Consider the following 26,178-nt stretch of genomic DNA (forward strand, 5'->3'; position numbering starts at 1 on the left):
GGTCGCGCAGCTGGCACCAAGGGTTGGTCTTGCGCTCGGGCCGCGGGACCTTCGCGCAGCGGAAATACACTTCCTCGGCCTTGGCCCGGCTGATCGCATCGTTGCCGGTCACTTCTGCCAGTGGGGGCGGCTCTGTCATCGAACCTGGGTCGAACGCGGGTGCAACCTGCACCGTTGCCGAGATCTCCGTTTCGCCGCTGTCGGTGCGGGTGCACGCCGCCGCCAGAATGGCGACGGAAATGGCCAGGCAAACATGGATCTTCATGCTTGGCCTCCCTCAGTAGCTGCCGGCGCGGAGGCGGAAGCTGGACTGGATCGCTTCGCTCTCCTGGAGGCTGTCGCGCTTGGCGATCATGGCGTTCATCGACTGCAGCTTGATCAGCTCGTTCATCAACATCCCGGTCTCGACCTGCAGGCGGGCCTGCAGGTCGCTGATCGCCTTCATGTCCTGTGCGGAATCGATCTGCCCCATGAGGTTCTGCAGGCGCTCGAAGCGATTGCCGGAGTTGTCGTAGACCTGCGCGTTCAGCGCCTGGGCGCTAGCGTCGTTGTCCAAGTTCGCTTGCATCGAGGCGGTGACGTCGTCCAGGACATCGTTGAAATGCTCGTCGTCGAGCTGCGAGGCCTGCTCGGCGATCGACTGGGCCAGGCTGCCGACCGAACCGCCGCCCTCCATGGCCGCAAGCGTTTCCTGCCAGTTGCGGGGAACCGAACTGGTGTAGTCCTCGGGCAAGATCTCGCCGAGCCCGCGCGAGCCGGTGAGCGAGGCGTATTGCATCTTCGCCTGGTCGAGCTGGGCCTGCAGCTGCTTGAGCTGGCGCCGCTTCGACTTGGCAACTACGCGGCGTTGCCGCAACTCGTGGGAGGCGTCCTCCAGCAGTTGCAGATCGATGGGCAGGGACAGGGAGGCACGGGCCGACCGCAGTACTTAGCGCAGCCATATCAGATCGCTGTTGGCGGTGGCCGGACCAGCTCCGTCCCTGCGACGCGCTTCGACGTGGCCGATGTAGTCGGCGGTGGTCAGGCGCAACACATTCTTCTTCGCGATCTCGTAGCCGGTCAGGCGCTTGAGGTCGGCTTCCTTGGTGCGACCCCAGGGCGTCAGTTCCTTTATGGTCTTGCCGTACCAGTCCAGCAGTTCGGCCAAGGTCGAGCCCTTGCCCACTGGTTCGCCACGGGCGCGCTGCTGATCCAGCTCGGCTTCTCGTCGACGCATCCACTCGTTGGCCAACTGCCGCCGGTCGAAGGTGGCCGACTCCGAAACGACGGTCTTTCCATCGCGCTTGAGTCGGACGATGGCCGTGTAACCTAGTGATCCGTTCTTCCGGCGGCGGGAGAGAATTGAGCCCATGTCCGGAGTGTAACAACGGCCTCCATGTTGCACCACGTGTTGCACTTCGAGCCCGAAAACTCGCGAAATTAGCCGATCATGAGCGCAACTAAGGAACGCGAAAACACGGGTAAGTCATTGGCTCAGCGCGAAAAATCGCGCTATGACGCCTCCCTGCGTCTTTCCGTCGCCCCGATGATGGATTGGACGGATGCGCATTGCCGGGCGTTCCATCGCCTGCTGGCACCGCATGCGCGGCTGTATTCGGAGATGGTGCATGCCAATGCGGTGATCCACGGCGACCGGGCACGGCTGCTGGCGCTGGATCCGGTCGAGCATCCGGTGGCCCTGCAGCTGGGCGGCAGCGAACCGGCGCTGCTGGCGCAGGCGGCGCGGATCGGTGCCGAGCATGGGTTCGATGAAATCAACCTCAACTGTGGCTGTCCCTCAGACCGCGTGCAGGTCGGGCGTTTCGGCGCCTGCCTGATGCGCGAGCCCGCGCTGGTGGCCGAATCGGTGGCGGCGATGATCGCGGCGGTGCCGGAGGTGCCGATCACGGTGAAGTGTCGCCTCGGCGTCGATGACGACCACGAGTGGGAGCACTTCCTGCGTTTCATCGACACCATTGCCGAGGCCGGCTGCCGGCTGTTCGTGGTGCATGCGCGCAATGCCTGGCTCAAGGGCCTGTCGCCCAAGGAAAATCGCGAAGTGCCGCCGCTGCGCTACGACTGGGCCTATCGACTCAAACAGGAACGACCGACGTTGCAGGTCATCGTCAACGGCGGCATTGCCGATGCGGCGGAAGCCACGGCGCACCTTGCGCATGTGGATGGCGCGATGCTGGGGCGCGCCGCCTATCACACGCCGTATCTGCTGCACGAGCTGGATGTGCGTTGGTTTGGTAATGCCGTTCATGGTTCGACAAGCTCACCACGAACGGGGGAGGGATCACCACGAACGGAAATGAGCGCACCACGAACGCATCAAACCGTTCACTCTGAGCCTGTCGAAGGGTGGGCGCAGGCGCGCGTTCATGGTTCGACAAGCTCACCACGAACGGGGGAGAGCTCACCACGAACGGGGGAAGGCTCACCACGAACGGAAATGAGCTCGCCACGAACGGAGTTGCGATCTCGCGCCGAGCTGTTGCGCGCGTATCGTCCCTATGTCGAGGAGCAGCTTGCGCGTGGGGTCTTGTTGAAACACATCACCCGCCACCTGCTCGGGCTGTTTTCCGGTCAGCCCGGCGGGCGCGCCTTTCGCCAGATCCTGAGCGAAGGCGCGCACCAGCCCGGTGCCGATTGGGCACTGGTCGAACGCGCCCTGGCACTGACCGAACGAGAATCCATCACGCCATGATCACCCGCGACTTCACCGCCTTCACCGCCCACGCCCGCACCCTCGACACCGATTTCGGCGCGGCCACCGCACGCGCCGCGTTCCTGGTGGCGCCGGATGGGTTTCGACTGGCCGAGCAGTCGGCGCAGGACAATGCCTACATGGCGGAGGCGACCGCGTTCGATGCGGCGCGTGCGTCGGCGCAGCACCGGGATTTGCAGCGGGCGCTCTCGGCGGTGCTGCCGACGGTCTGCTTTGCCGGCAACCCGGACACGCCGGACGCGGTGTTTCCCAACAATGTGTTCGGTACTGCGCCGGGGCGCTACGTGGTTGGCCGGATGCGGCATGAGGTACGCCAGCGTGAAGCCGGGCGCGCCGACATTCGCGGGTTTTTCCGTGACGTGCTGGGCTATGCCGAAGTTGCTCTGGACGCGCAGCCGCACGCCTGCGAACTCACCGGCGCGTTGGTGATCGACCACGCCCGCGGGCTGGGCTATTGCGGCCTGTCCGAGCGTTGCGACGAGGAAGGTGCGCGCCTGATGCACGAAGCGTTTGGCCTGCGCGCGACGCTGTTGTTCGATCTGGCGCCGGGGGAATACCACACCAATGTGGTGCTGGCGGTGCTGGCCGGTCGCGCGACGGTGGTGTGTCCGAACGGCTTCGCTGATCCGGCGGTCGCGCAGGCCATTGCCGAGTTCTACGCGCCGCATGCGGTGGTATGCAACGAGGCCGAACATGCCGCCTTCGTCGGCAATTGCATCGCGCTGTCGGCGGACAGGGTGTGGATGAGCGCGAACGCGGCCGCGGCGCTGACACCCGCGCATCGCGGCGTGCTGGCCGCTGCCGGCTTCCGGGTCGAGGGCGTGGCACTGGATGCGATCGAGGCCGCCGGCGGTTCTCTGCGCTGCTGCATTGGCGAGATTTTCTGAGACCGGAGTCACGCAAAGCCCGCCGGCGGACCTGAATGGCGGGTCAGGTCGTGGGGTAGACTTCAGGGCGGATTCACTCCGCGGCGCCAAGAATGGGCCCGCACAAGATTCTGGGTACACGCGATTTCATGTCCTGCCGTCCACGCGCCCTGTCGAGCTTGATCGCCCTCGCCCTGCTGGGCGCGGCGCCGGCGGCGTTCGCGCAGCAGGCGCCGCCGTACCCGCAGGCGCGCAACGGTGATCGTGGCCAGCCGCCCCCCTGGATGCAGCCACCGCCGCTGGCCGGGAATGAGGAATTCCTGCGCCGCCAGCAACGCCGCGACAGCGCTTCCGATGCGGTGCGCCGGATCGAGCGCGACACCCGCGGCGAGGTGCTCTCGGTCGAGCGCGTGCAGTACGACGGTCGCGACATGCACCGGGTCAAGGTGGTTGATGACCGTGGGCGAGTGCGGGAATACATGCAGGATTCGCGCAGCGGGGGTCGCCGGCCGACCGGTTCGCAGCGCGGTGACGACAACGACGATTGATTGATCGAGCGCGCCGCCGCGGTGGCGCGCCATTCGGGGAGCTGGCATGCGTATCCTTCTGGTGGAAGACGAAGCGCCGTTGCGCGAAACCCTGGCCGCGCGCCTCAAGCGCGAGGGCTTCGCGGTGGATGCGGCGCAAGACGGCGAGGAAGGCCTGTACATGGGTCGCGAGGTGCCGTTCGACGTTGGCATCATCGATCTGGGTTTGCCCAGGATGTCGGGCATCGAGCTGATCAAGGCACTGCGCGGCGAAGGCAAGAAATTCCCGGTATTGATCCTGACCGCGCGCTCGAGCTGGCAGGACAAGGTCGAGGGTCTGCGCCAGGGCGCCGACGACTATCTGGTCAAGCCGTTCCACGTCGAGGAACTGCTGGCGCGCCTGAACGCGCTGGTGCGGCGCGCGGCCGGCTGGAGCAAGCCGAGCCTCGAATGCGGCCCGGTGCTGCTGGACCTGGCGGCGCAGACCGTCAGCGTGAACGGTGCCAACGTCGATTTGACCAGCTACGAGTACAAGGTGCTCGAATACCTGATGATGCACGCTGGCGAACTGGTCTCGAAGGCCGACCTCACCGAGCACATCTACCAGCAGGATTTCGATCGCGATTCCAACGTGCTGGAAGTCTTCATCGGCCGGCTGCGCAAGAAGCTCGATCCCGACGGCGCGCTCAAGCCGATCGAAACCGTGCGTGGGCGCGGCTACCGGTTCGCGATCGCCCGCAGCGGCGAATGACCTGCGGTCGGGCTGCGGTCGGGGTCGCTGCCGGGCATGATGTCTTCCCCACCCGAACCTGAGTCCAGACCGCCGCCGCGCCGGCGTCGGCTGCGGATCGCCCAGCCGCGCTCGCTGCGTTCGCGCCAGCTGTGGGCCGCCAGTCTCGGGCTGATCGCTTTTCTCGCGCTGGCCGGCTTCGCCCTCGATCACGCCTTCCAGAACACCGCCGAAAACGGGATGCGCGAGCGCCTGCACAGCTATGCGTTGGCCTATGCCGGCAGTGACTTCGCGCGCGATGGCAGCGTGATTCCTCCCTGGGTCGCGCCCGACCCGCGCTTCCTGCGTCCCGGCAGCGGCCTGTACGCGCAAATCGTGCTGCGCGCCAGCCGCTGGGAATCGGATTCGGCGCAGGGCCCGCGCTTGCCGCCGGGGCCGCTGCTCGAACCCGGCACCCGCCAGTTCGACGGCCCGCTGCCGATGACCCGGATCAACGGCGAACAGGGCATGGTGTATCGCTACGGCTACGGGCTGGCCTGGATCAGCAGTGGCAGCGGCCAGGAAATTCCCTATACCGTCTACGTGCTTGAAGACGCCTCGGCCCTGACCGATCAGGTCGCAACTTTCCGCGCCGCGCTGTGGGGCTACCTCGGCGGCGCCGGTGCCGTGTTGCTGTTGTTGCAGACGGTGGTTCTGGGCTGGAGCCTGCGCCCGCTGCGCGACGTGATCGACGAGCTCAAGCGCGTGCAGGCGGGTTCGGCCGCAGGCATGAGCGAAGCCCACCCGCGCGAACTGGAGCCGTTGACCGAGAGCATCAACGCCTTCATCCAGAGCGAGCGTGAGAACCTCGAGCGCCAGCGCAATACCATGGCCGACCTGGCCCACAGTCTGAAGACGCCGCTGGCGGTGCTGCGCGCGCGGCTGGATGCGGGAGGCGATGAAGCCGAGCTGCGGCAGGAAGTGGATACCCAGGTGCGGCGGATGAATGACCTCGTGTCCTACCAGCTCGCGCGCGCCGCCCGTACCGGACACGCGCTGTATGCGGCGCCGATCGAGATCGAGCCTTACGCCGAACAGATCGTGGTGGGCCTGGAAAAGGTCTATGCCGCGCGCGGGGTGCTGTGCGAATTCGAGATCGCGCCCGAAGCGCGTTTCCACGGCGAGCTGGGCGATCTCCAGGAGCTGCTGGGCAACCTGCTGGAGAATGCGTTCAAGTGGGCGCGCGCGCGGGTGCTGCTTACCGTCACCGAAGTCGCGCCGAGTGCGGGCCGCCGGCCCGGCCTGCGGATCGTGGTGGAAGACGATGGCCCGGGAATCGCCGAAGAAAAAATCGCCCGCGTGCTCCAGCGCGGCGTGCGCGGCGACGAGCGCGTGCAGGGCCACGGCATTGGCCTGTCCATCGTGCAGGACATCCTGCGCGCCTACCGCGGCGAGCTGCGGGTGGGGCGCTCCGAAGAGCGCGGAGGTGCGCGCTTCGAGGCCCTGCTGCCGGGTGGCGCCTGAGCCGGTGTCGGTGAATCAGCCGCCGGTTGGCGGCAGGCCGTGCGCGCTGGCCGCGGGGGACGCGCCGTAGAACCTTTCCAGATGCCCGGCGACCTGCGGGTAGGCGGCCCGCAGCAGCCAGGGCGCGGAGAAGTGGTATTCGCTGCAGACCGCGAAGAATTCTTCCGCTGATTCGCCGGCATACGGGTCGATGGAGGGGTCGCGGTTGGCGTCCACGTCCGCGCACAGCGCATCGAAGGCCTGCTGGAAATCGGCCGCCCACGTCTTGCGCCACGCCGGTGGCAGCGGCGGGGTGCCGTCCAGGCCGCCGTCGAGCGCGTCGAGCTTGTGCGCGATCTCATGCACCGCCACGCAGTACCCCTCGAACGGTTCGGCGATGTTGTCGCGCACGTCGGCCCAGGACAGGATCACCGGGCCGCGCTCCCAGGCTTCGCCCGCCAGATCCGCCACGTCATCATGCAGCACGCCGTGGGCGTCAAGCCGCTGGTGACGGACGCGGAAGGCGCCGGGATAGACGATCAACTCGCTCCAGCCGCGCAGGCCGTCCGCGCCGTATTCCAGCAGCGGCAGGCAGCACAGCAGGGCCAGCCGCAGGCGCTGGACGTCGCTCAGGCGCAGGTCGTGCACCGGGGTGATCGTTTTTTCGTCGAGGAATTGCGCCGCAAGCGCAGCCAGGCGCTGCAGCCGCGCCGCGTCCAGACCGCGCAGCCAGGGCAGGCCGACGGCGGCCTGCCGGAAGCGGATGGGATCGAGGGCTGGAGACGCCGACGGGCGCCGCGAGAACGGCCAGATCACGCGTCAGCGGAACATGCCGGGCAGGAAGCTGTGGAAACGCGAGGGCAAGGTGCGGGCGTCGCCGCTGGAGCGCGTCGGTGCGGGCGTCGCCGTGCGCGCGGCCGGCTTGGTCGCGCGCTGGGCCGCGTGGGCGCCGGCCACGGCGGCGTCGATGTCGCCGTCGAAGCTGCGCTCACCCTGCGAGCTGGCCGCATCGGGAGGGTCAACGGCTTCCGGAGCCGCGCGCTGCGGCTCGCGCGCGGCCGCCTGGCCAGCACAGCCGAGCAGGACGAGACAGGCGAGCAGGCAAAGCGTCTTGGACGGGCGCATGGCGATCACCGGCGTGGGGGGCGGGCCGTGCGACCGGCACGAACCCAACACGCACTATAGCGATAAACCGGACGTGGTGTTGCTGCGTCGCAGCAGGCGGTTCGGCAGGGTTCATTGCAGACTGAACGAATGCACGCCGTCAGCCTGGAGCCGCCACCCGTCATCACCGCTGCCGCGCTGCGGCGGGCGCTGATCGTGGGCGCGCGCCGGGTCATCGCCGCCTGCGACGAGCTCAACCGCATCAACGTGTTTCCGGTGCCCGACGGCGATACCGGCAACAATCTCGCAGCCACTTTCGGCGCGGTTCTGCACGGCGCGCTCAGCCGGCGCAGCCGGCAGGTGGGCGAGTTGCTGGAACGGGTGGGCGAAGATGCCATCGACGGCGCCCGCGGCAACTCCGGCGCGATCATGGCGCAGTTCCTGGTGGGCAGCGCCGAACGCCTGCGCCAGCGCCAGGTGCTGGATGTGGAAGGCCTGTCCAGTGCGGTCCGGCGTGGCGCCGAGGCCGCGCGGGCCGCCTTGGCCAAGCCGGTCGAAGGCACGATCCTGAGCGTGATCGAGGCTTTCAGCGCGGCGTTGGAGGACGGCGCCCGACTGCAACAACGTTCGCCGCGGCGGCTGTTTGCGGATGCGCTCGAACGCGCCCATGCCGCGCTGGCGGCCACCCCCAGACAGATGGCGGTGCTGCAACGGGCCGGCGTGGTGGATGCGGGCGCGCGTGGATTCGTGGTCTGGCTCGAAGGCATCGCCGCCTACGCCGACGGTGGCCTGGCGACGCTGCGCGCGCACGGCGGGTTGCCGCTGCCGGCGCAGGACGCCGGTCCGGTTGCGCATTCGCACGAGACGATCGATCCGCAGCGCCGCTACTGCACCGAATGCCTGCTGGTGGGCGAGGCGATCGATCGCGTCGCGCTGCGCGCCGCGCTGGAGGCGCAGGGGGTGGATTCGCTGGTGATCGCCGGCAATGCGCGCCGGGTCCGCGTGCACGGACACAGCGGCCAGCCGCAGCGGATTTTCGACATTGGCGCCGGTTTCGGTCGGGTCGAGGCGATGAAGGCCGACGACATGCTGCGCCAGCAGCGCAGCGCGCAGTCGCCCGGACTGGTCGCCATCATCACCGACAGCGCTTCCGACCTTCCCGAAGACTTGGCGGAACGTTTCGGCATCCACATGGTGCCGGTGCGGGTGAGCCTGGACGGACGCGATTACCTCGATCGCCTCGGCCTGGGCGTCGGCGAGTTCTATCGCCGGATGCGCGCATCGGCTGCGCTGCCCAAGACCAGCCAACCGCCGCCGGGCGATTTCCGGCGCGTGTTCGACCAGGTGCTGGCCTGCCAGTCCGCCGCGCTGTACGTCGGTCTGTCGCGGCCGCTTTCGGGGACCCTGCAGTCGGCGGAAACGGCCGCGCGTGATCACGAGGCGAAGCTGCGCTGCTTCGATACCCGCAATGTCAGCGCCGGGCAGGCGCTGCTGGCCTGGCGTGCCGGGGAACTGGCCGCCGCCGGCGCCGACCCGGCAGCGATCGAGGCCGAATTGCTGCGGCTGCGCCCGCTGACCCGCACCTTCGCAATGGCGCGCAACATCGAACACGCGGTGCGCGGTGGCCGGATTCCGCGCTGGGCGGCGCCCCTGGTGCGCTGGACCGGCCTGACCCCAGTGGCGGCGGTCACCGAACAGGGCGTGCTGAAGGTGGCCGGCGGGCTGCTGGCGCGCCAGCGCGCGCCGGAGGCGTTTGCGCGCTACGTGGCGCGGCATGTGCCGGCGGGGCAGCGCTGGCGGGTCATCGTCGGGCATGCGGATGCCGCCGAGGACGGGGCGCGGATGCTGGCGGCGCTGCGCCAGCGCCTGACGGTGGCGGGTGACCATCTGGTCGAAATCGGCCCGGCGATCGGCGCCCACGCCGGCCCCGGCACCTTGCTGGCGGGGCTGCAACCGGCGTCGGGCTGAGGCGGCGTGGTGCGGCGGGAGGCTCGTCCGTCCTAGATGGCGCACCTGCGGATCGAGCGCGCAGTGGCCTGCGGGGTGTGGCCCGGCGCCGGTTCGGCACCGGTATCATCGCTGCCATTCCCCTCATGCCGCTTTCTCAGGATCGCAACGACCGATGCCTGCCTCGCTGCCACCTGCACTGGTTGCCGCGCTCGTGCTGCTGGCCGCCTATCTGCTCGGCTCGCTCTCGGGCAGCCTGCTGCTCGGGCGCCTGCGTGGGGTGGATGTGCGCACGCAGGGCAGCGGCAATGCCGGCGGCACCAATGCCTTTCGCACCCAAGGCGCGCGCTTCGCGCTGGGCGTGGTGGCCATTGACCTGGGCAAGGGCGCGCTGGCGGCGTGGCTGGCGCTGCAACTGGCACCGGCGTGGGCGTGGTGGAGCCTGCTGGCGGTGATGGCCGGCCACGTCTGGCCGGTCTGGCACGGCTTTCGCGGCGGCAAGGGCGCGGCCGCCGGCGTCGGTGCGCTGCTGGTGCTGTGGCCGCTGGCGGTGGCGCTGCTGGTCGGGCTGTGGCTGCTGGTCCTGATCGCGAGCGGTTATGTCGGGCTGGCGACGGTGCTGGCGGCGGCCAGCCTGCCGCTGTGGGCGTGGCTGCTGGACGCGGGTGCGCCGGCGTCGGGCTTTGCCGTCGCCATCGCATTGTTCATCGCCTTCACCCATCGCGAGAACCTGCGCCGGCTGTGGCGCGGAAATGAGCTGCGGTTCGAACGGGCGCGGCTGCTGCACCGCTGGCGGGGGCGCGCGTGACGCGCGGCATGCGACCCGGCGGTGAGGAACGTGCGCTGCTGCTGCGGCTGGCGCAGGGGCCGGTGACGGGCGTGGCGCTGGCAGGCGAACTCGGTGTCACGCGCGCGGCGGTGTGGAAACGGATCGCCGCGCTGCGCGACGCGGGGATTCCCATCCAGGCGCACGTCCGCGACGGCTATGCCCTGACCCAGCCGCTCGACCTGCTGGATGCCGACGCGATTCGCGCCGCGTTGCCGGTGCCGCTGCGCACGCAGGTGGCGGCGCTGGATCTGCTCTGGTCGATCGATTCGAGCAACAGCGAGTTGCTGCGCCGGCCCACGCCGGCGCGCGGCTGCGCGGTGCTGCTGGCCGAGCGCCAGACCGGCGGGCGCGGGCGGCGCGGGCGGCTTTGGGCCTCGCCGCTGGCTGCCCACGTCTACCTGTCGCTGGCGCGCGGCTTTCGCGGCGGGCTGGCGCGGCTGGCCGGGCTGAGCCTGGCCGCCGGGGTGGCCGCCTGCGAGGCGCTGCACGCGCAGGGCTTCGGCGCGGTGCGGCTGAAGTGGCCGAATGACCTGGTGGTGGCGCGCGGCGGGACGTTGCACAAACTCGGCGGGCTGCTGGTGGAGGGCGGCGGCGAGGCGGCCGGCCTGAGCCGGGCCGTGCTTGGCATAGGGGTGAACGTGAGGATGCCGACCCGCGTCGCCGCGGCCATCGATCAGCCATGGATCGACCTGGCCGGCCTTGCGCCGAACCCGCCCGCCCGCAATCGACTGGTCGCGGAATTGCTGGCCCACCTGCTGCCGGCCCTGGATGTCTTCGAAAGTGCCGGGCTGGAACCGTTCCTGGAGCGCTATGCGCAATGGGACGCGCTGGCCGGCCGTGAGGTCGTGGTGTGCGAGGACGCGCAGCGCTGGAACGCGCGGGCGCTGGGCATCGCCGTGGATGGCGCGCTGCGGGTGCGCGCTGGGTCCGGTTGCGAACGCCGGGTCCACGCGGGGGATGTGAGCGTGCGCGCATGAGCATATGGCTGTTCGACCTGGGCAACACCCGGCTGAAGTGGGCACGGCTGGGTGCCGACAGCGGCGTGGGCGAGGTTGCGGCGATCGCCTGCGATCGCGACGACTGGCTCGCCGCGCTGCCCTCCGGTGCGGTCGCCTGCGTGGCCAGCGTGGCGCCATCGGAGCCCACCGCCGCGCTGTTGCAGGCGCTGGCGTCACGCTTCCAGCGGCTGCACCGGGTGCGCACCGAACCGGCGCTGGGGCCGCTGCGGATCGCCTATCCGGTGCCGGAGCATCTGGGCGTCGATCGGTTTCTGGCGATGCTCGGCTTGTGCCACGGCGCGCCGCTGCTGGTGGTCGGCGTCGGCACCGCGCTGACGCTCGATCTGGTTGATGCAACCGGGCGTCACCTGGGCGGCCGCATTGCGCCGGCGCCGGCGCTGATGCGCGCCAGTCTGCACGCGCGTGCACCGCATCTGCCCGCGGCGGGTGGACAGTATGCGGAATTTGCCGACGACACCGACCATGCGCTGGCGTCGGGCTGCGAGGGCGCGGCGCTGGCGCTGGTTGAACAGAGCCTGCACAACGCACAAGCGCGGCTTGGCGTCGCGCCGGCGCTGTGCCTGCACGGCGGCGGCGCGCAGGCCCTGCGCGCGCGGCTGCCTGAACACCGCTGGGTGCCCGATGCGGTGCTGGCGGGTTTGGCGCGCTGGCAGGCGCTGCGGCTGGGCTGAGCGCAATCTGCGGCAAGGCTCCCGGCTTCGCTAAACTGTTCCGATGTTGCTGCGCGCCGCCCTGGTCATTTTCTTCATGCTGAACCTGAGCGCCGCGGCGTGGTGGGTGGCCGGGCCACGGGCGCGAGCGGCGGTCCAGGCGCCGCCGGATGCGCCACAGCTGAAGTTGCTCAGTGAGGCCCAGGCCTCCGCGGCGCAAGCCCGCGGGCCCGTTGCGCAACCGGAAGCCACCGGCCTGTGCCTGCGCTTTGGTCCGTTTGCCGGTCCCGCCGCGCGCTCCGGCGCCCGCGATGCGCTGGCCGCCCTCGGCATCGAGGCCACCCCCTTCGAGGACCGTTCCGGCGCCTCCAGCGGCTGGGACGTGTATCTGCCGGCGCAGGCCAGCCGCGCCGAGGCGGTCGAACTGGCCGGCAAGCTCAAGACCCAGGGCGTGGATGACGTGTTCGTGATGAACGAAGGCAGTCACGCCAACCGGATCGCGCTGGGGCGTTTCAGCAGCGAAGCCGGCGCGCGCCGGCGCGTTGAGGAGCTGCGCGGCAAGGGCGTCGAGGCGATGATCGAAGCCCGCGGCAGCGGCAAACCGCGGATCTGGCTGGATGCACGCCTGCCGGCCGGGATGGGCCAGGCGCGGGTGGCGCAGATCGCGCCGGCACAGGCGCTGGACTGCCGGATGCTGCGGTAAGGTCACCGCGGGCCTGCCTTCCGCCCCTGCTAGAATCCGGTTGTCACGCCGCTTTAGCTCAGTTGGTAGAGCAGCTGCCTTGTAAACAGCAGGTCGTCCGTTCGATTCGGACAAGCGGCACCAATCCGTGCCTGTGCGCATTTTCATCACGACCGGAGTCCGCATGACCCGCAGCTATCCGCCCGTTTCCGTGTTCGGCGCACCCACCGACATCGGCGCGTCCCTGCGCGGCGCCTCGATGGGGCCGGAAGCGCTGCGCGTGGCCGGCTTGATCGAGGCGATCGCCGGGCGCGGGGTGGACGTGCGCGACGTGGGCGATGCGGTCGGCCCGGCCAACCCGCAGACGCCGCCCGTCGATGGCTACCGGCATCTGCCGGAAGTCGTGGCCTGGAACCGGGCCGTGTTCGACATCAGCACCCGCGAGCTGCGCGCCGGCCGCATGCCGATCCTGCTTGGTGGTGATCATTGCCTCGCCATCGGTTCGATTTCCGCGGTGGCCGCGCACTGCCGCGAAACCGGCAAGGCGTTGCGGGTGCTGTGGCTGGACGCCCACGCCGACTTCAACACCCGCGCGATCACCCCCAGCGGCAACATCCACGGCATGCCGGTGGCCTGCCTGTGCGGGCTCGGCCCGGAGGCGCTGACGGCGCTGGGCGGCCCGGCGCCGCAGTTGGCGCCGGAGCAGATCCGCCAGATCGGGATCCGTTCGGTCGATCCGAGCGAGAAGCAGCTGGTGCAGGCGCAGGGCCTGGACATCTACGACATGCGCTACATCGACGAGGTCGGCATCCGCCGCGCGATGAACGAGGCGCTGGACGGCGTCGATGCCAACACCCACCTGCACGTCAGCTTCGATGTCGACATGCTCGATCCGCCAATCGCGCCCGGCACCGGCACCCGCGTTCCCGGCGGCATCGATTACCGCGAGGCGCAGCTGATCATGGAGATGATCGCCGACTGCGGTCGGCTGGCCTCGCTGGATCTGGTCGAAATCAATCCGGCCCTCGACCGCCGCAACATGACCGCGAAGCTGGCCGTGGACCTGGTGGAAAGCCTGTTCGGCAAGTCCACGCTGATGCGGGATTGAGCCGGGCCCGCCATGCTGCGCGCACGCTGACACCTATCGTGATTTCGTGGAGAACGCCATGTTCGGCCTGCGCTATGCCAAGGCAACCCCCAGCACCTACCTGATCCAGTACCGCAACGGACAACTGGTGCGCGAAGGCACCGGGTTGGCGTTCTTCTACTTCGCGCCCAGCACCTCGCTGGTATCGGTGCCGCTGGAGAGCGTGGACGTGCCCTTCATGTTCAACGAGGTCAGCGCCGACTTCCAGGAAATCACCTTCCAGGGCCAGGCGACCTACCGCGTCGTCGATCCCAAGCGGCTCACCGGCTTGATGAACTTCACCCTCGGTGGCAACGGCGCCCATGTCTCGGAAGACCCGACCCGGCTGCCGCAGCGGGTGGTCAATGCCGTGCAGGTGCAGCTGCGCGCGGTGCTGGCCGGGCAGACTCTGGAGCAGTTGCTGGGGGCTTCGGAAGGGCTGGTGCAGGCGGTGCGCGAGGGCCTGCGCGGCGCCGACGGCCTGCCTGCGCTCGGGCTCGAGCTGGTGAATCTTTCGGTGCTGGCGGTGCGGCCGAATCCGGAAACCGCGCGGGCGCTGGAAGCCACCGTGCGCGAGCAGATTCTCAAGCAGGCCGATGACGCCACCTACCGCCGCCGCAATGCGGCGATCGAGCAGGAGCGCGCGATCAAGGAAAACGAGCTCAATACCGAGATCGCGGTGGAAACCAAGAAGCGCCAGATCCGCGACGCCCAGCTCGAAGCCGAGCGCGCAGCGCTGGAAAAACGCCAGCAGATCCAGCAGCAGGACATGGCCGGCAAGATCGATCTGGAAGACCGCAACAAGGCGCTCACCCGGCTGCGTGCGGAAAACGCGAAAACCGAATCCGAAAGCCGCGCCTACGCGATGGCCGCGTTGATGGAGGTGGTCGGGAAGATCGACCCCAAGGTCTTGCAGGCACTCAACGTCGGCCAGGCCGATCCGGGCGCGCTGATTGCCCAGGCTTTCCAGGGGCTGGCGGAAAACGCGCAGCGCATCGGCGAGCTCAACATCAGCCCCGACCTGCTGCGCCAGCTCACCGGCAAGGAGTAAACCTTGGACGCGCTGAACCAGCGCATCGTGCTGGTGGTGCGCCAGTCGCGTCTGGAGGATCTGGTCGCGCGCTTCAACACGGTCGAGCAGGCGCGGTTTTACGTCGAGCACCTCGGCGCCGATTTTGGCGATTATGAAACCGAGCACCGCAACTACCAGTCGGCGCTGCGGCTGACCGAAGCCGCGCTGGGACGATTTGGCCGGGTGCACCGGCTTGATCGTCGCTTCTTGCCCAACTATCTGTTCGCCCCCGATGCGCTGGTCGCGGTGCTGGGCCAGGACGGGCTGGTGGCCAACACCCTCAAATACCTGTCCGGACAGCCGGTGCTTGGCGTGAACCCCGATCCGGCGCGCTGGGATGGGGTGTTGCTGCCGTTCAAGCCCGGTGACCTGAACGCGCTGCTGCCCGAAGTGCTGGCCGAAAAACGCCGGATCCGCCAAGTGACGATGGCGCGGGTGCGTCTGAGCGACGGGCAGGAGCTGCATGCGGTCAATGACCTGTTCATCGGCCCGCGCAGCCATGTGTCCGCGCGCTATGAAATCCAGCTGGGCGAATTGCGCGAAACCCAGTCGTCCAGCGGCGTGATCGTGTCCACCGGGCTGGGCTCCACCGGCTGGTTCCGCAGCTTGATCACCGGCGCGGCCGGGATCGTCCACGGCCCGCTGGAACCGGCGCTTGACGGCTTGCGCGCCCGGGGTTTCCCGTGGGAAGCGGACTACCTGCACTTCACCGTGCGCGAGCCCTTTCCCAGCCGCACCACCGGCACCGAGCTGGTGTTCGGCACCATCACGCCCGGCCAGCCGCTGCGGATGGTCTCGCAGATGGCCGGCTTCGGGGTGATTTTCAGCGATGGCATCGAGGCCGATTTCCTCGAATTCAATTCCGGCATGGAAGCCGTGATCGACACGGCTGACCGCCACGGCCGGCTGGTGCTGTGAGCGTCGGGGCGGGATTGTCATTGGCCCGTCATACGGTTTCGGCACACTGCGTCGAGTGTCGCCCCGAGCCCCGCCGCATGCTGCGTTCAGCCCCTTGCATCGTCCTGATTGCCGCCGCCGCGTGGCCCGCGCTTGCCGGTGCCGCGCCGGCGAAGATCGTGCCGACCGCCAATCTCCAGTACGAATGGGCGCGGGTGGATTCCGGCAATGGCTCGGCGCAGTCGGTGGATGGTTTCCGGCGCGCGCGGTTGGGGTTTCGCGTCAAGGGCGATGACCAGCGCTGGCAGCTGGTGGTCGAGCACGATTTTTCCGGACGCACGCCGGCCGATGCATTTCTGGAACTGTCGCCTTCCAATGGCGAGGCAATTCGCATCGGCCAGTTCAAGCAGCCGTTCTCGCTGGAAGATGCGCTCACCGACAAGCAAAGTGCCTTCCTGGAGCCATCGCCGCTCGGGGCCTTGGTGATCAGCCGCCGGATCGGCGTCGAATATGCCCGCTGGGGCCCGCGCGGCACCTTCGCGGCGGCGTTGTTCGGGCAGCGCCTGGATGGCAGCAATGCATCGCCGGGCGCCAGCCTGCGCGGCACCTGGCGGCTGCGTTCGGAGGCGCAGACCAGCGCCCACCTCGGCTTCAGCGTGGCCAGCGAATTCCCCCGCAGCGCGCGCGCCGGCTACAGCCTCAATGCCGGGACCGTCTTTTCCGACCTGAAGACTGCGGCAACCGGAAGCCTCGCAGGCGTGGACCGGGTCGATCGCTTCGCGGCCGAAGCCCTGTGGCTGCGCGGCGCGTGGTCGGCGCAGGTGGAACTGGCGCAGGTGATCGTGCGTCGCGACCTGGGCACTGTGCATGCCAGCGCCGGCAGTGTGCAGCTGACCTGGTCGCCCACCGGCGACGGCCGCCGCTACCAGCGCGGCATTGCCGCCGGCCCGGCCCCGGCGGGCCACGTCGGCTGGGAACTGGCGCTGCGCGCAGGCTTCATCGACCTCGACGATGGCCCGGTGCAGGGCGGGCAAGTGCAAACCTGGGGTCTGGCGGCCACCTGCTATCCGCACCCGCGCCTGCGGGTGATCGCCAACCTGCTGCACTTCCGGAGCCGGCGCGCCGGCGTCACGAATTCCCCGCTCACCGCCGGCGTGCGGGTGCAGTTCAGCTATTGAGCGGGCTTATCCCAGCCAATCGCGCGGCTTGAGGTAGTCGGCCAGCCGCGCCTCCGCGTTGCCGGGTTCCGGCACGTAGCCGTATTCCCAGCGCGCCAGCGGCGGCAGGCTCATCAGGATCGATTCGCTGCGGCCACCGGATTGCAGGCCGAACAGGGTGCCGCGGTCGTAGACCAGGTTGAATTCGACGTAGCGGCCGCGCCGGTACAGCTGGAACTGGCGCTCGCGCTCGCCGAACGGGGTGTCCTTCCGGCGTTCGACGATCGGCAGGTATGCATCGAGGAAGCCGTCGCCGACCGCGCGCAGGTAGCCGAAGTCAGCGTCGGCGTCATCGTGCAAGTCGTCGAAGAACAGCCCGCCGACGCCGCGGGTCTCATCGCGGTGCTTGAGGAAGAAATAGCGATCGCACCAGGCCTTGTGGGCGGCGTAACGGGCCTGGCCGCCGAACGGCTCGCACAGCGCGCGGGCAACCCGGTGCCAGTGGGTGATATCGTCGTCGAACGGATAGAACGGCGTCAGGTCGAAGCCGCCGCCAAACCACCAGGCCACGGTCTGGCCGTCGCGCTGCGCGCAAAAATGGCGCACGTTGGCGTGGGTGGTCGGCAAATACGGATTGCGCGGATGGAATACCAGCGACACCCCGACTGCGCGCCAGCTCGCGCCCGCCAATTCCGGGCGTGCGGCCGTGGCCGAGGGCGGCAGCGCGCTGCCGATCACGTCGGAAAAACCGATCCCGGCCTGTTCGAACACGCCGCCCTCGCGCAGCACGCGGGTACGGCCACCGCCGCCTTCAGCGCGGGTCCAGCGATCTTCATGGAAACGTGCGCCGCCGTCGGCGGACTCGATCGCGGCGCAGATGCGGTCTTGCAGGTCGGCAAGATAGGCGCGGACCTGATCGAAATCGGGAATCGTTTGCATGTGGCCAGTGTAGGCGGGTCGTGCCGACGTGTCCGGCGTCGGCCTGATCTGAATCAACAACCCAGATCAGCCGCGGGTCAACAAGGCGATGGCCGCCAGCGCCAGCAGCAGGCCGATCGTCGCGGTGCGGCCGAGCGTCTCCCGGAACACCACGATTCCGATCAGCGCACCCAGCACCACCACGCCCAGATTCATGCTGGCGAACACCAGTGAGGGTTGCTGCGACAAGGCGCGGTGCGCGCGCAGGTAGAACAGGATGTTGCCGAAGTTGAGCAGGCCCAGCAGCAGTCCGGCCAGCGCGCTGCGTGGGGTGAAGCGCGCGCGGCGGGCGAACTGAATGACAAAGGCCACCACCAGCGCCAGCGCGAAAGTGGCGGTCAGCGCGGTGCCGAGCGGAATGCCCGCGGCCGCCACCCGCTTGAACAGCACGTCGATCACGCCGAACCCGGCAAACACCAGCAGCGGATAGCGCCAGCCCGCACCCGGGGTCGGCGCGCGCCCGGGACGCTGGACCATGCAGGCCAGTGCGACCAGGCCCAGCGCGCAGCCGGCGAGTTTGAGCGGCGCCGGGGTTTCCCCGAACAGGGTGAACGCGGCCAGCAGCGGTACCAGCAGCGACAGCCGCTGGGCAGCGTCGGTGCGCACGATCCCGGCGTGGCGCACCGAGGCGCCCAGCGCCAGGAAAATCGTCGGCAGCAGCACGCCCAGCGTGGCCAATGCCAGCCACGGCGTGGCGGGGTCGCGCAGCGCCGCCGGCGCCGGCCCGAGCAGCAGCGCCAGCCCCAGCGCCGCCACATAGTTCCACGCCACCGCCTGGCCGATGTCGAAACGCAGCCGCGGCGCCAGCTTGAGCAGCACCGACACCAGCACGCTGCACAGGGCCGCCAGAAGCACGAAGGTCATTGCGTCAGCCGATTCGCAAAATGCCGAGCACTTTACGCGCTCCGGCGTGGTGGGCGCAGCGGCCGGGTGACGAAGCCGGGGCAGGCGTCGGCGCTGCGAACCTGCGCCTCATCCGCAAGCAGCCACGGCCGCGCCCAGGATTGCCGCCGGGCGTGCGCTGGCCGCGATCACCACGCGATCGAAACCGGCGGCTTTCGCCAGCTGCGCCAGCCGCCCGCTGGCGACGATCACGCGCACCTTGCGCAGGCCGGGCAACGCGGTTTGCGCCCGCAGCTCCGCCAGCGCTTCGGCGCTGGTCAGCGCCAGCAGCACCCGCTGCGGCCGCCGCAGTGCCAGCTCCAGCGCGGCCAGTCGGGCGGGTGTCAGCGCCACGGTGACGCGCGCATAGACGTCCGCCCGCACCACCTGCGCGCCGCGCGCGCGCAGCGCCGGTTCCAGCAGGCCGCGCCCGCCTTGGCCGGTGATCAGCCCCAGCGTCTTGCCGTGCAAGTCCGCCAGCGCCGGCAGGTCCAGCAGGCCTTCGCTGTCCATGCGCCGCGGCGCGTCGGCGGCGATGCCTGCACGGCGCAACGCGCGCCGGGTGCCGGCACCCACCGCCAGCCAGCGCTGCCCGCGTCGCGCCCGCAAAGGATGCAGGGCTGCTGCCATCCGCACCGCGTTGGGGCTGGTGAAGACGACCAGATCGGCCGCCAGGGCGCGCTGCGCCTCGATCTCCGCAACCGGCACGATCGCCAGCACCGACAGCGCCAGCGTCCGCGCCCCGGCGCGCGCGGCGGCGGCGCGCAGGCTGTCGTGCTGGCCGCGCGGGCGCAGCGACAGGACGGTCCAGCCGGACAGCGGCAGCGGGCGAGAGCGGGCGGGCATGTCGAAAGCTTGGCACAACCGCCGGCTTGCGGCAGGCTGTCGGCATGGACGCAAACACCACACCCATCGCTGCACTGGCGGCGCTAACCGGCCACTTCCTCGGCATGCCGCCGGTGGCCGCGCTGCGGCCGCAGATCCTGGAATGGCGCGACGGCCTGCTGCGCCTGCGCGCCCCGCTCGATGCCAACGTCAACGACAAGGGCTGCGCGTTTGGCGGCAGCACCGTGTCGCTGATGACCATCGCCGCCTGGGGCCTGATGACGCTGGAGCTGGAACAGGTCGATCAGGTCGCCGAGGTGTACGTGGCCGACAGCCAGATCCGATATCTGAAACCGGTGTTCGAGGACATCGTGGTCGAGGCGAGCTTCGACACCGCTGCCGAGCGCACGGCGCTGGCCGACACGCTGGCGCGCCAGGGTCGGGCCGGCGCCCGCCTGCGCGCGCGCACGCTGCTGGCCGACGGCGGGGTGGCGGCGACCTTTTCCGGGCGCTACGTGGCGATTGGCAAACCCTGACCCGGCACGAGGGTTGCCGCGCGCCCCGAGAGCACTCGGATCAATCATTTGCGTGAATGATCCGTGGCCGGCCTTCCTTGGTCGGCAGGCAATGCTGGCTTGATCAGCATTGCCTTGAACAAGCAGGTAGGATGCGGAAACGCCACCCGCGGAGAACACCGATGGCCCGTTTGCTGTTTCGCTGTCTGCTGCTGTGCTGCCTCGTCCTGCTCGCCGGTTGCCCGCAAGCCGGCGGCAAGGCTGGCGCGCTGGACCGCAACCAGATCGATTATTCAGCGGCGATCCGCTGGGGCAATTTCGAAGGGGCCTGGAACCTGATCGATCCCAAGGTCCGGGAAGACCACCCGCTGACCGACATCGATTTTTCCCGCTACAAGCAGGTCCAGATCTCGAGCTACCGCGAGCTTGGAACCCGCGTGCTGGAGAACGGCGACGTGGTGCGCGAGATCGAGATCGGCGTGGTCAACAAATACAACCTGACCGAGCGCACCGTGCGCTACCGCGAGCAATGGCATTACGACGAAGAGCGCAAGATGTGGTGGCAGATGAGCGGTCTGCCCGACTTGTGGCCCAGCGACTGAGGCGCGCCCGGCCCGGCATGGTGCGGGCGCTGCGGCTACAATTGCCGCCCCCGCCGAATTCGGGCCGAACCACGTGAGCTATGCCGAAATTGCCGCTTTTGCCGGCCGCCACCCCCAGCTGTCGATCGCCCTGATCGCCATTACCCTGGCCCTGATCGGCGTGGAAATCGCCCTGCGGCTGGGCGGCATCCGCCGGATCGGCCCGGCGGTGCTGGTGGCCATGATGAATCGTGAAAACGCCTTGGTCGTGGATTTGCGTTCGCCGGGCGATTTCGAGAAAGGCCATATCGCCGGCGCCAAGAACGTCCAGCTCAGCCAGTTCGACCCGGAAAACAAGCAGCTGGCTCCGGCCAAGGCGCTGCCGGTGGTGCTGGTGTGCCAGTCTGGGCAGACCGCGCAGGGTGCGGCCAGCCGCATGCGCAAGGCCGGTTTCACCCAGGTCAGCGTGCTCGATGGCGGCGTGCAGGCCTGGCGCGGCGCCGATCTGCCCTTGGTCAAGGGGCGCTGAAGCGGGCGCTCCCGGATGCGCCGCGTCGGCGGCGGGGGCTTGTGATCCGCCGCGCTGTCCCCACGTTGAAATGATCGCCGGGCAGAGTGCCGCGCGCGATGCGATAATCCCCCTCTTGCCCGCGCGGCCGCGCCGCCGATCCCTGGAGTCACCCCATGTCCGATGAAATCCTGAACGGCGCTGCTCCGGCCGCCGACCAGCCGCAGGCGACCTTCACGGTCGAGAAGATGTACCTGAAGGACGCTTCGTTCGAAGCGCCCAACACCCCGCAGGTGTTCAACGAACAGGGCCAGCCGGACCTGCAGATGAAGCTCAACCAGAAGGTGCAGCGCCTGGCTGAAAACGCCTTCGAGGTCAGCCTGGGCATCACCCTGACCTGCAACATCAACGAGCACAACGCCTACCTCGCCGAAGTGGTGCAGGCCGGCGTGTTCGGCCTGAGCGGCTTCGATGACCAGACCCTGGACGCGATGCTCGGGATTCAGTGCCCGAACCTGCTGTATCCGTATGCCGCCGCCGCGATCGGCCAGCTCGTCACCACCGGCGGGTTCCCGCCGTTCCCGATGCAGCCGCTCAATTTCGAAGCGCTGTACGCCGAATCGCTGCGCCAGCGTGCCGCGCAGGGTCAGGGCGAGGCAGCCCTGGCCAACGCCCCGACCGCCGGCAACGCCTGACCGCGTCGCCGTGCGGCGATCCGCGCGTCTTCCGGGCCTCATGACACGGGCGCGCGCGCGCCGCCCAAGCGCACCCGTGTCATTCGCGCGGGCCGCGGGTTAGGCTTGCAGCATGGGTGAGACCGACACAGCGGCGCTCGCGGTGCTTGGCGCGGGCTCCTGGGGCACCGCGCTGGCGGCGCTGGCCGCCCGCCATGGGCATCCCACACGGCTGTGGGGTCGCGATCCGGCGATCGCCGAGGCGATCAACGCCGGTGCCGGCAACACCCGCTATCTGCCGGGGATCCAGCTGCCGGACGGGCTGCGCGCAACCACCGACCTGGCCGCCGCGCTGATCGGCACCGATTGGGTGCTGGTGGTGGTGCCTTCGCATGCGTTTGCGCAGACCCTGCGCGCGCTGGCGCCGCTGCGGCCGGCGCATGCGGGGGTGGCGTGGGCCACCAAGGGTTTCGAACCCGGCAGCGGGCGCTTCCTGCACGAGGTCGCCGCCGAGACGCTGGGATCCGAGGTACCGCTGGCGGTAGTGACGGGGCCGTCGTTCGCCAAGGAGGTCGCGCAAGGTCTGCCGACGGCGCTGACCGTGCATTCCGATGACGCGGAGTTTTCGAAGAAGGTGGCCGATGCCCTGCACGGCCCGGCCTTCCGCGCCTACACCGGCAATGACATGCGCGGTGCCGAACTGGGTGGCGCGATGAAAAACGTGCTGGCGGTGGCCACCGGCGTCGCCGACGGCATGGGCTTGGGACTGAACGCCCGCGCCGGCCTGATTACCCGCGGCCTGAACGAAATGCTGCGGCTGAACCTCGCCCTTGGCGGTCGTCCGGAAACCCTGATGGGCCTGGCCGGGCTGGGCGATCTGGTGCTGACCTGCACCGGCGACCTGTCGCGCAACCGCCGGCTCGGGCTGGCGCTGGGGCGCGGGCAGTCGATCGACGAAGCGGTGCGTGAAATCGGGCAGGTGGTGGAATCGTTGCAAACCGCCGACGAAGTGATGCGGCTGGCCGGCGCCCACGGGATTGAACTGCCGATTTCCGAAAACGTCCGCGACGTTCTGCACGGCGAAATCACGCCCGCCGAAGGGCTGCGCCGGCTGATGGCGCGCGAGCGCAAGGCCGAGTATCCGCAGGCGCTTTTTGGTGATTCGTGATTGGTGATTGGTGATTGGTGATTCGGAAAAAACGCCCGGGAGTGCCGGGCGTTTTTTGTTGCTTGGGTGGGGCTTACCAGGTGTAACGCGGGCCGACCGACCATTCGGTGGTGCCGCCGTTGATGATGCGCACGTCGGCGTTCACGCCCCAGTTCGGGCTGAACTTGGCGGTGGCACCGAGGCGGCCGTAGGGCTCGCCCTTGAGGTGGTTGCCGTCGAGGTAGCCGACCATGGCGTAGCCTTCGAATCGCGGTGCCAGCGCGCTGCGCACACCACCTTCGATGCTGTAGCCGTCCGCATTCACGCCGCCGCCGGCGCTGACCCGCTCGTAGGCAGCGTTGGCGACGAAATCGGTGTTGGTGCCGATCTGGGTATTGTAGCCGCCACCCACGCGCCATTGGTCGAAATCGAAGGCGGTGTGCTTGATGTCCTGGCGCGCGTAGTTGGCAAACAGATGCACATTGGGATGCACCGCAACCGAGGCACCCAGGCCCCAGCCGTCGGCGTCGGGGCCGTTGCTGTTGGTGGCGACGTAGCCGCCCTGGACGTGGTTGTAGGAGATGCCGTCGGCGGCGGCGGCCGTGAACGGCACGGCGGCGGCGCAGCTGAGGGCGATGGCAAAGGCGAGACGCTTCATGGGGGAGTACCTCCGTGTGGTGGGGTTGCCGCTCCGCGCGTCGGCGGAACGTGCGCACACTGTCGTGGCCGGCGCGGCAACGCGGCCTGAATACCAAACTGAACCGTCCAGTAAGTGTTCAGGCAGGACGGCGTACACGCGCTGTCCGCTTTTTGCCGGATTGGGCGTGCATGATGGGGGAACGCAGGCTGGAGACCGATGGATGACCGACACGCGCAACACCTGGTTCCGTTCGCTGGTGAGCAGCGCCGCCGCACTGCTGCTGGCCGCCTGCTCGCAGATGGGCCGGCAGGAACCGAAAGTGTTCCAGGGCATGTTCAGCCCGAGCGGCAACCACTACGCCTACCTCTATCAGAGCACCTTCATCTGGTCCTACCAGCGCAAAGGTGGCAGCTCCGTCAGCCACGGCTCGTTGACGAACTATCTCCAGGTCGTGGACACCGCCAGCGGCCGCAGGCTGCTGGACAAACCTCTTGAAATCGACAGCTCCGACTGCACCTTTCCGCAGCTGGGCACGGCCAACGATGCCTATGTGGTGATCGCCTGCCAGGGCCATCAAGGCGAATCGCTGGCACCGATGGTGTTTTCACTGGCTTCCCGAACGCTCACCTTCACCGGTGCGGCGCTGCTGGAGCGCAACCCCGGGATGGCGCTCGATGGGGCGAGCTTCACCGACTTCCGTCGCGATCCGGCGCAGCCGGACGCCGTGCTGTTCCAGGGCAAGGACGGGCGCACCTACCGGTTGAACCCGGAGGCCGGCGCCGCGCAGGTCGCCAGCGGCGAGTTCGAGTCGTTCCGGGGAATCTCCTGGCAGTTGGACGGGGAATTGCCCGAGGGGCTGCGCGAGGCCGGCGACGGGCGGCGCTACATCGCGCGCGAGAACGACCCGACACAACGCTCGCAAGTGGATTTCCTGAAGCCCCGGTATCTGTTCCTCGGCGCCGGGGACAGCATGCACGAGCGCCCGGCGACGCTGTTCGACGGAGGCCTGCTGGTGCTCTCGCGCACCGACAAGACCAGCGGCCAGCACAAGCTGCTGACGCAGATGGATGCGGCAACGCTGGCCACCCGCTGGAGCACGCCGCTGCCGCAGACGCGCGGCGACTGGGCCAATGATTTCGACACCGAGCAGTTCGTGCTGCAAGGGAAATCGCTGTTGCTGGCCAACGCCTCGCAGCTGCTGCAGATCGACCTCAAGACCGGGAAAATCACCCGCAACGTCAATCTGCTGGAATGACGCGCGCGGTGGCTCAACTGCCGCCGTCAAACCCGGTCTGTCGCCACGCCTCGAATACCATCACCGCCACCGCGTTGGACAGGTTGAGGCTGCGGTTGTTTGGCCGCATCGGCAGGCGCAATCGCTGTTCATCGGGAATCAGCGCCCACACCTCGGGCGGCAGGCCGCAGGTTTCACTGCCGAACAGAAAGGCATCGCCATCCCGGTAGGCGGGCGCGTCGTAGGGCAGTTGGCCGCGCGTGGACAGCGCAAACAGCCGTGGCGGCGCGTTGCTCGCCTGGGCGATGGCCGCCAGCACGGCATCAAGGTCGTCGTGCACCCGCAGCGTGGCGTATTCGTGGTAATCCAGCCCGGCCCGGCGCAGATGCTTGTCGTCGAGATCGAAGCCGAGCGGCCGTACCAGGTGCAGCATCGCGCCGGTATTGGCACACAGGCGGATCACGTTGCCGGTATTGGGCGGGATTTCCGGGCGGTGCAGGATGACGTGGAACATCAGGCGCGCATCACCACGGCAGGCGCTCGCCGCGCCAGTCGAAGAAGCCGCCGGATTGCTCCGGGGTGGCGGCATCGATCACGCTCAGCATCCCGGCCACCACGGCCTGCGGCGCGTCGGTGGCCTTCGGCCCGCCCATCGCCGTCTGCACCCAGCCCGGGTGGAAGGCCAGGACCACGACCCCGCGCGGCGCCAGCGCCTTGGCCAGCTGCGCCGTGGCCATGTTCTGCGCGGCCTTGCTGATCGCATAGCTGGGTGCGCCGAAGCGGGTGACGCCGGCAATCGAGCCGAGCTGCGAGCTGAGGTTGGCGATGACGGGGTGGTGGCTCGTGTCGAAGGGGGCGGGTTGCCGATCAAGTCGCTCCCCGATACTCGCTTGGTTGATCGGCAACCCGCCCCCTTCGACAGCGTTGGCGTCGGCAAACCACGGCGCCAGCGCCTGTGTCAGCAGCAGCGGCCCGATGGCGTTGACCGCGAGGCTGTCTTCCAGCGTGGCTTGCCGGAGCTGGCCGAAGCGTTCGCCCGAATGCAGCACGCCGGCGTTGTTGATCAGCAGGTCGATGCGGGCGTCCTCGCCCAGCGCCAGCGGCAGCTCGGCGACGAACCCGGCGCGGGAATCCGGATTGGCCAGGTCCAGCGGCAGGACGCGCAGGCGGCCGGGATGGTGCCCGGTGAGCGCGTTGAGCTCGGTGGCCTTGCCGGGCTGGCGGCAACCGGCCAGAACGCGGTCGCCGCGGGCCAGCAGCTGGCGCGTGAATTCTAGACCGACGCCGCGGTTGGCGCCGGTGACGACGGCGGTGCGCGCCATGGGACCTCCGGGGTGTGGCTTCTGGCCTAGTGTATCGACGATATGTGACGTCTATCATGAAAGGTTCCACGCCG

General features: G+C 69.0%; 31 protein-coding genes and 1 tRNA gene. 21 read left to right on the top strand and 11 right to left on the bottom strand.

Annotated features, from left to right (window positions below; genetic code table 11):
* From M9902_RS07925 to M9902_RS07935, 3 genes are all read right to left on the bottom strand, one after another.
* On the bottom strand, positions 1-265 hold a 265-nt coding region (locus M9902_RS07925; RefSeq protein WP_297222085.1), incomplete at its 3' end, for a hypothetical protein.
* Positions 266-277: 12 nt separating this feature from the next.
* Positions 278-856, bottom strand: a complete 579-nt coding sequence (locus M9902_RS07930; protein ID WP_297222088.1) for a type IV secretion system protein — start codon at positions 854-856, stop codon at positions 278-280.
* Between the two features lie 72 nt (positions 857-928).
* Positions 929-1,351, bottom strand: coding sequence for a hypothetical protein (locus tag M9902_RS07935; RefSeq protein ID WP_297222090.1), 423 nt, complete (start codon positions 1,349-1,351; stop codon positions 929-931).
* Between the two features lie 78 nt (positions 1,352-1,429).
* Here M9902_RS07935 and dusA point away from each other — a divergent pair, with 78 nt between their 5' ends.
* The 5 genes from dusA to M9902_RS07960 all read left to right on the top strand — a co-directional run bounded on the left by dusA (position 1,430) and on the right by M9902_RS07960 (position 6,336).
* Positions 1,430-2,689 (top strand): tRNA dihydrouridine(20/20a) synthase DusA, encoded by a 1,260-nt coding sequence (dusA, locus tag M9902_RS07940; protein ID WP_297222091.1) that lies wholly within the window; start codon positions 1,430-1,432, stop codon positions 2,687-2,689.
* Positions 2,686-3,597, top strand: a complete 912-nt coding sequence (locus M9902_RS07945; protein ID WP_297222093.1) for an arginine deiminase-related protein — start codon at positions 2,686-2,688, stop codon at positions 3,595-3,597. The genes dusA and M9902_RS07945 overlap by 4 nt, the downstream gene beginning before the upstream one ends.
* Positions 3,598-3,689: 92 nt before the next feature.
* Complete coding sequence (locus tag M9902_RS07950) at positions 3,690-4,124, top strand: hypothetical protein (protein ID WP_297171023.1); 435 nt, start codon at positions 3,690-3,692, stop codon at positions 4,122-4,124.
* Positions 4,125-4,170: 46 nt separating this feature from the next.
* Entirely contained in the window at positions 4,171-4,854 is a 684-nt protein-coding gene (locus tag M9902_RS07955; RefSeq protein WP_297171026.1) for a response regulator transcription factor, read from the top strand.
* 114 nt (positions 4,855-4,968) lie between these two features.
* Positions 4,969-6,336 carry an ATP-binding protein gene (locus tag M9902_RS07960; RefSeq protein WP_297171031.1) on the top strand — a complete coding sequence of 456 codons (1,368 nt, stop codon included), beginning with the start codon at positions 4,969-4,971 and terminating at the stop codon, positions 6,334-6,336.
* 15 nt (positions 6,337-6,351) lie between these two features.
* Here the strand turns inward: M9902_RS07960 and M9902_RS07965 are convergent, their stop codons facing one another.
* Positions 6,352-7,131, bottom strand: a complete 780-nt coding sequence (locus M9902_RS07965) for a M90 family metallopeptidase (RefSeq protein WP_297222095.1) — start codon at positions 7,129-7,131, stop codon at positions 6,352-6,354.
* A gap of 3 nt (positions 7,132-7,134) precedes the next feature.
* Positions 7,135-7,440: a hypothetical protein gene (locus M9902_RS07970; RefSeq protein WP_297222097.1), complete on the bottom strand. Its 306-nt coding sequence runs from the start codon at positions 7,438-7,440 to the stop codon at positions 7,135-7,137.
* A gap of 129 nt (positions 7,441-7,569) precedes the next feature.
* Here M9902_RS07970 and M9902_RS07975 point away from each other — a divergent pair, with 129 nt between their 5' ends.
* The 10 genes from M9902_RS07975 to M9902_RS08020 all read left to right on the top strand — a co-directional run bounded on the left by M9902_RS07975 (position 7,570) and on the right by M9902_RS08020 (position 16,819).
* A complete protein-coding gene (locus tag M9902_RS07975) occupies positions 7,570-9,387 on the top strand; it encodes a DegV family protein (RefSeq protein WP_297222099.1) in 1,818 nt (605 codons plus the stop codon).
* A gap of 154 nt (positions 9,388-9,541) precedes the next feature.
* Entirely contained in the window at positions 9,542-10,174 is a 633-nt protein-coding gene (gene plsY, locus M9902_RS07980) for a glycerol-3-phosphate 1-O-acyltransferase PlsY (RefSeq protein ID WP_297222101.1), read from the top strand.
* Positions 10,175-10,182: 8 nt separating this feature from the next.
* A complete protein-coding gene (locus M9902_RS07985) occupies positions 10,183-11,172 on the top strand; it encodes a biotin--[acetyl-CoA-carboxylase] ligase (protein ID WP_297222344.1) in 990 nt (329 codons plus the stop codon).
* Positions 11,169-11,885, top strand: a complete 717-nt coding sequence (locus tag M9902_RS07990; protein WP_297173564.1) for a type III pantothenate kinase — start codon at positions 11,169-11,171, stop codon at positions 11,883-11,885. Before M9902_RS07985 ends, M9902_RS07990 begins: the two co-directional genes overlap by 4 nt.
* Positions 11,886-11,928: 43 nt before the next feature.
* Positions 11,929-12,567, top strand: a complete 639-nt coding sequence (locus M9902_RS07995; RefSeq protein WP_297173561.1) for an SPOR domain-containing protein — start codon at positions 11,929-11,931, stop codon at positions 12,565-12,567.
* A 47-nt stretch (positions 12,568-12,614) separates the two neighbouring features.
* Positions 12,615-12,690: transfer RNA gene (locus M9902_RS08000), tRNA-Thr, on the top strand.
* 40 nt (positions 12,691-12,730) lie between these two features.
* Entirely contained in the window at positions 12,731-13,654 is a 924-nt protein-coding gene (gene rocF / locus M9902_RS08005; RefSeq protein WP_297222104.1) for an arginase, read from the top strand.
* Between the two features lie 46 nt (positions 13,655-13,700).
* Complete coding sequence (locus M9902_RS08010; RefSeq protein ID WP_297173554.1) at positions 13,701-14,723, top strand: SPFH domain-containing protein; 1,023 nt, start codon at positions 13,701-13,703, stop codon at positions 14,721-14,723.
* 3 nt (positions 14,724-14,726) lie between these two features.
* Complete coding sequence (locus tag M9902_RS08015) at positions 14,727-15,662, top strand: sugar kinase (protein WP_297222106.1); 936 nt, start codon at positions 14,727-14,729, stop codon at positions 15,660-15,662.
* 77 nt (positions 15,663-15,739) lie between these two features.
* On the top strand, positions 15,740-16,819 hold the full coding sequence (locus tag M9902_RS08020; protein WP_297222108.1) for a porin: 1,080 nt from the start codon (positions 15,740-15,742) through the stop codon (positions 16,817-16,819).
* A gap of 6 nt (positions 16,820-16,825) precedes the next feature.
* Here M9902_RS08020 and hemF read toward each other — a convergent pair whose 3' ends face one another.
* The 3 genes from hemF to M9902_RS08035 all read right to left on the bottom strand — a co-directional run bounded on the left by hemF (position 16,826) and on the right by M9902_RS08035 (position 19,504).
* Entirely contained in the window at positions 16,826-17,728 is a 903-nt protein-coding gene (gene hemF / locus M9902_RS08025; RefSeq protein WP_297222346.1) for an oxygen-dependent coproporphyrinogen oxidase, read from the bottom strand.
* 75 nt (positions 17,729-17,803) lie between these two features.
* Positions 17,804-18,640, bottom strand: a complete 837-nt coding sequence (locus tag M9902_RS08030; RefSeq protein ID WP_297222110.1) for an EamA/RhaT family transporter — start codon at positions 18,638-18,640, stop codon at positions 17,804-17,806.
* A 108-nt stretch (positions 18,641-18,748) separates the two neighbouring features.
* A complete protein-coding gene (locus tag M9902_RS08035; RefSeq protein WP_297222112.1) occupies positions 18,749-19,504 on the bottom strand; it encodes a uroporphyrinogen-III synthase in 756 nt (251 codons plus the stop codon).
* Between the two features lie 44 nt (positions 19,505-19,548).
* Between M9902_RS08035 and M9902_RS08040 the strand changes: the two genes are divergently transcribed.
* The 5 genes from M9902_RS08040 to M9902_RS08060 all read left to right on the top strand — a co-directional run bounded on the left by M9902_RS08040 (position 19,549) and on the right by M9902_RS08060 (position 22,929).
* Positions 19,549-20,019: a YiiD C-terminal domain-containing protein gene (locus tag M9902_RS08040; protein ID WP_297170671.1), complete on the top strand. Its 471-nt coding sequence runs from the start codon at positions 19,549-19,551 to the stop codon at positions 20,017-20,019.
* Positions 20,020-20,180: 161 nt separating this feature from the next.
* On the top strand, positions 20,181-20,600 hold the full coding sequence (locus tag M9902_RS08045) for a hypothetical protein (RefSeq protein ID WP_297170673.1): 420 nt from the start codon (positions 20,181-20,183) through the stop codon (positions 20,598-20,600).
* Between the two features lie 73 nt (positions 20,601-20,673).
* Positions 20,674-21,108, top strand: a complete 435-nt coding sequence (locus tag M9902_RS08050) for a rhodanese-like domain-containing protein (protein ID WP_297170675.1) — start codon at positions 20,674-20,676, stop codon at positions 21,106-21,108.
* 155 nt (positions 21,109-21,263) lie between these two features.
* Positions 21,264-21,782: a protein-export chaperone SecB gene (secB, locus tag M9902_RS08055; protein ID WP_297170678.1), complete on the top strand. Its 519-nt coding sequence runs from the start codon at positions 21,264-21,266 to the stop codon at positions 21,780-21,782.
* Between the two features lie 112 nt (positions 21,783-21,894).
* A complete protein-coding gene (locus M9902_RS08060) occupies positions 21,895-22,929 on the top strand; it encodes an NAD(P)H-dependent glycerol-3-phosphate dehydrogenase (protein WP_297222115.1) in 1,035 nt (344 codons plus the stop codon).
* A gap of 73 nt (positions 22,930-23,002) precedes the next feature.
* Here the strand turns inward: M9902_RS08060 and M9902_RS08065 are convergent, their stop codons facing one another.
* Positions 23,003-23,566: a diffusible signal factor-reguated Ax21 faimly protein gene (locus M9902_RS08065; protein ID WP_297222117.1), complete on the bottom strand. Its 564-nt coding sequence runs from the start codon at positions 23,564-23,566 to the stop codon at positions 23,003-23,005.
* Between the two features lie 202 nt (positions 23,567-23,768).
* Here M9902_RS08065 and M9902_RS08070 point away from each other — a divergent pair, with 202 nt between their 5' ends.
* Positions 23,769-24,803 (top strand): hypothetical protein, encoded by a 1,035-nt coding sequence (locus M9902_RS08070; RefSeq protein ID WP_297222118.1) that lies wholly within the window; start codon positions 23,769-23,771, stop codon positions 24,801-24,803.
* 13 nt (positions 24,804-24,816) lie between these two features.
* On the opposite strand, the gene M9902_RS08075 is transcribed toward M9902_RS08070, so the two are convergent.
* Both M9902_RS08075 and M9902_RS08080 read right to left on the bottom strand, forming a co-directional pair.
* The gene (locus M9902_RS08075; RefSeq protein ID WP_297222120.1) at positions 24,817-25,296 is read right to left on the bottom strand and encodes a tRNA (cytidine(34)-2'-O)-methyltransferase; all 480 of its coding nucleotides are present in this window, start codon (positions 25,294-25,296) and stop codon (positions 24,817-24,819) included.
* A gap of 10 nt (positions 25,297-25,306) precedes the next feature.
* Complete coding sequence (locus M9902_RS08080) at positions 25,307-26,104, bottom strand: SDR family oxidoreductase (protein ID WP_297222122.1); 798 nt, start codon at positions 26,102-26,104, stop codon at positions 25,307-25,309.
* Positions 26,105-26,178: the final 74 nt, after the last annotated feature.

Origin of the sequence: Thermomonas sp., from assembly GCF_023953935.1 — a bacterium.
Taxonomy (GTDB): domain Bacteria; phylum Pseudomonadota; class Gammaproteobacteria; order Xanthomonadales; family Xanthomonadaceae; genus Thermomonas.

Excerpts from the sequence above, each read along its gene's own strand:
- M9902_RS07935 (WP_297222090.1), bottom strand. The coding sequence starts at position 1,351 with ATGGGCTCAATTCTCTCCCGCCGCCGGAAGAACGGATCACTAGGTTAC.
- dusA (WP_297222091.1), top strand. The coding sequence starts at position 1,430 with ATGAGCGCAACTAAGGAACGCGAAAACACGGGTAAGTCATTGGCTCAG.
- M9902_RS07945 (WP_297222093.1), top strand. The coding sequence starts at position 2,686 with ATGATCACCCGCGACTTCACCGCCTTCACCGCCCACGCCCGCACCCTC.
- M9902_RS07950 (WP_297171023.1), top strand. The coding sequence starts at position 3,690 with ATGGGCCCGCACAAGATTCTGGGTACACGCGATTTCATGTCCTGCCGT.
- M9902_RS07955 (WP_297171026.1), top strand. The coding sequence starts at position 4,171 with ATGCGTATCCTTCTGGTGGAAGACGAAGCGCCGTTGCGCGAAACCCTG.
- M9902_RS07970 (WP_297222097.1), bottom strand. The coding sequence starts at position 7,440 with ATGCGCCCGTCCAAGACGCTTTGCCTGCTCGCCTGTCTCGTCCTGCTC.
- M9902_RS07975 (WP_297222099.1), top strand. The coding sequence starts at position 7,570 with ATGCACGCCGTCAGCCTGGAGCCGCCACCCGTCATCACCGCTGCCGCG.
- plsY (WP_297222101.1), top strand. The coding sequence starts at position 9,542 with ATGCCTGCCTCGCTGCCACCTGCACTGGTTGCCGCGCTCGTGCTGCTG.
- M9902_RS07985 (WP_297222344.1), top strand. The coding sequence starts at position 10,183 with ATGCGACCCGGCGGTGAGGAACGTGCGCTGCTGCTGCGGCTGGCGCAG.
- M9902_RS07990 (WP_297173564.1), top strand. The coding sequence starts at position 11,169 with ATGAGCATATGGCTGTTCGACCTGGGCAACACCCGGCTGAAGTGGGCA.
- M9902_RS07995 (WP_297173561.1), top strand. The coding sequence starts at position 11,929 with ATGTTGCTGCGCGCCGCCCTGGTCATTTTCTTCATGCTGAACCTGAGC.
- rocF (WP_297222104.1), top strand. The coding sequence starts at position 12,731 with ATGACCCGCAGCTATCCGCCCGTTTCCGTGTTCGGCGCACCCACCGAC.
- M9902_RS08020 (WP_297222108.1), top strand. The coding sequence starts at position 15,740 with ATGCTGCGTTCAGCCCCTTGCATCGTCCTGATTGCCGCCGCCGCGTGG.
- M9902_RS08030 (WP_297222110.1), bottom strand. The coding sequence starts at position 18,640 with ATGACCTTCGTGCTTCTGGCGGCCCTGTGCAGCGTGCTGGTGTCGGTG.
- M9902_RS08035 (WP_297222112.1), bottom strand. The coding sequence starts at position 19,504 with ATGCCCGCCCGCTCTCGCCCGCTGCCGCTGTCCGGCTGGACCGTCCTG.
- M9902_RS08040 (WP_297170671.1), top strand. The coding sequence starts at position 19,549 with ATGGACGCAAACACCACACCCATCGCTGCACTGGCGGCGCTAACCGGC.
- M9902_RS08045 (WP_297170673.1), top strand. The coding sequence starts at position 20,181 with ATGGCCCGTTTGCTGTTTCGCTGTCTGCTGCTGTGCTGCCTCGTCCTG.
- secB (WP_297170678.1), top strand. The coding sequence starts at position 21,264 with ATGTCCGATGAAATCCTGAACGGCGCTGCTCCGGCCGCCGACCAGCCG.
- M9902_RS08060 (WP_297222115.1), top strand. The coding sequence starts at position 21,895 with ATGGGTGAGACCGACACAGCGGCGCTCGCGGTGCTTGGCGCGGGCTCC.
- M9902_RS08065 (WP_297222117.1), bottom strand. The coding sequence starts at position 23,566 with ATGAAGCGTCTCGCCTTTGCCATCGCCCTCAGCTGCGCCGCCGCCGTG.
- M9902_RS08070 (WP_297222118.1), top strand. The coding sequence starts at position 23,769 with ATGACCGACACGCGCAACACCTGGTTCCGTTCGCTGGTGAGCAGCGCC.
- M9902_RS08075 (WP_297222120.1), bottom strand. The coding sequence starts at position 25,296 with ATGTTCCACGTCATCCTGCACCGCCCGGAAATCCCGCCCAATACCGGC.
- M9902_RS08080 (WP_297222122.1), bottom strand. The coding sequence starts at position 26,104 with ATGGCGCGCACCGCCGTCGTCACCGGCGCCAACCGCGGCGTCGGTCTA.